The sequence below is a fragment of the Candidatus Izemoplasma sp. genome (assembly GCF_982632705.1).
Map to the genome: position 1 here is coordinate 1 of NZ_CEXEES010000116.1, position 1,822 is coordinate 1,822.

The following is a 1,822-nucleotide window of genomic DNA, read 5'->3' on the forward strand; positions in this document are numbered from 1 at the left end:
ATCTTCTTGAACATCTTTTTTATTTGCACGAGATACATAACCTATAACATGGGCACCAATATCTTTGTATGGATAGTATCTCTTAGGAGCAGATACAATATTTAGATTTTCTCTGAGGTTTAATTTCGCATATACTTCAATAATGTCTTCGTATGAAATAAAGTCAACAATATCTATAAAGTTATGATTATAATAAGAATCTTTTTTAACATAATTTTTGATGATCTTTTCTTTGTTTAAATGCGGTAATAGTTTTACTAAGTTATCAATCTCCTTGTGAAATGTAGGAAGATTTTTTTTAAAACGCAAGTGTGGTTTAAGTTGTATTTTAAAGCCTAGTTTATTTACAGCAATAGGCCTATTTTTAATATCTACAATCTCGCCGCGAACAGGAGCTATTTCTTCTTTTTTAATTGTATTGTTAATTGAAAGCTTTTCATAGTAAGTATTGGACTCTACTGCAAGAAAAAATACTCTTACAATCAATGCCAGCCAAATAGAAATAAAGATAAAAAGAATAAACTTAATTTTCATAATAAACTCACAATAAAAAATTCAATAACTATATAGTAAAGTATATAGTAGCTAGCCTGAGGTAGATCAACTAAAAATATGCTAGATATAAGCATATTAAACATATAAAAGCCTATATAAGCTATAAGAACATAAGAAAATTTAATACAAGCAAAGCAGTTAAAACTTTGAATAACTTTAGGCAGTATAAATTTATATGCAACTAGTAAAAATATAATAGAACTAAAAAGTATATAAGAATGTTCAGCTTCAAAAATAACTAAACAAAACGCTATAAAGATAATACCAATCGTGTCATTTTTATTAAGGGCACTGATAAGCAGAACAAAAAGTACACCAAATAGCGGTGGTAGAAATAAGTAAATACTGCTTAAGCTTTCATATACAACAAATAACACAGTGTATATGAGTGAGCTTTTTATAGATTTTTTATTAGAGATACTTCGTTGCATATCGGAAAGTGTTTACATTTAATACAATCAGCCCAAATTTTATGTTCGGGAAGTGATTCTTTTGGAATTTCTACAAAACCTAAGTTTTCAAAAAAGGACTGTTTGTACGTTAATGATAAAAGCTTTTGCAAGCCTAAAGATTGAGCTTCATTAACACACTGGTTTATAAGGTTTTCTCCTATCCTTTTACCTCGATAGTTTTCATTTACAATAAGAGATCTTATTTCAGCTAATGAATAAGTATGAATATGTAAAGCACAAAAGCCTACAAGTTTATCTTTTGCATAAGCCAGTGTATAAGAACGTATATTTGTAGCCATTTCATCAGAAGTTCTTTCAAGTATAACACCTGATTCAACTTCGCCGAACACAAGCTCCTGCATCGCAGATATATTTTTTAAAGAAGCTTTTTTATACTCAATCTTCATCTTCGTTATTATGCAAAATATCATAAATAACTTTAATAGCTTTTTGCATCCCTCTTTTTTTAGAACTAGAAACCATCATAGCATTAGGAAATTCACGTCTAAGTACATTTTGTTCTTTTTGATTTAATTTATCTATTTTTGTAAAAATTTGCAATATATACTGTGACTCAGCGCAGTTGTTTTGTAAGAAATCATTTACATCTGTATCTATCTCTAAGTGAGGATGCCTGCAATCGATAAGGTGTATAAAAAGCTTTATTTGTTCTCTTTGTGAGATATAATCTGTCAGGTTTTTTTCCCAACCATGCTTGACAGACTTAGCTACTTTTGCGTAACCAAATCCAGGGAGATCAACAAATTTAGCGATACTTTTTTCAGAACTCTCTCTATCTATGAAAGTAACATCAA

Annotated in this window: 2 protein-coding genes and 1 pseudogene; all 3 read right to left on the minus strand. The window is 29.1% G+C overall.

The window, feature by feature from the left end; translation table 11 throughout:
* Positions 1 to 534: pseudogene (locus AC2LE6_RS08990) on the minus strand (penicillin-binding protein 2); the annotation flags it as partial.
* 418 nt (positions 535 to 952) lie between these two features.
* Positions 953 to 1,414 carry an N-acetyltransferase gene (locus AC2LE6_RS08995; protein WP_484478923.1) on the minus strand — a complete coding sequence of 154 codons (462 nt, stop codon included), beginning with the start codon at positions 1,412 to 1,414 and terminating at the stop codon, positions 953 to 955.
* Positions 1,404 to 1,822 (minus strand): ribosome biogenesis GTP-binding protein YihA/YsxC (locus tag AC2LE6_RS09000; protein ID WP_484478924.1); only part of this gene is annotated, 419 nt, incomplete at its 5' end. The genes AC2LE6_RS08995 and AC2LE6_RS09000, both read right to left, overlap by 11 nt.

What these genes read in the sequence shown, in the direction of transcription:
- AC2LE6_RS08995 (WP_484478923.1), bottom strand. Translation starts at nt 1,414, where the DNA reads ATGAAGATTGAGTATAAAAAAGCTTCTTTAAAAAATATATCTGCGATG.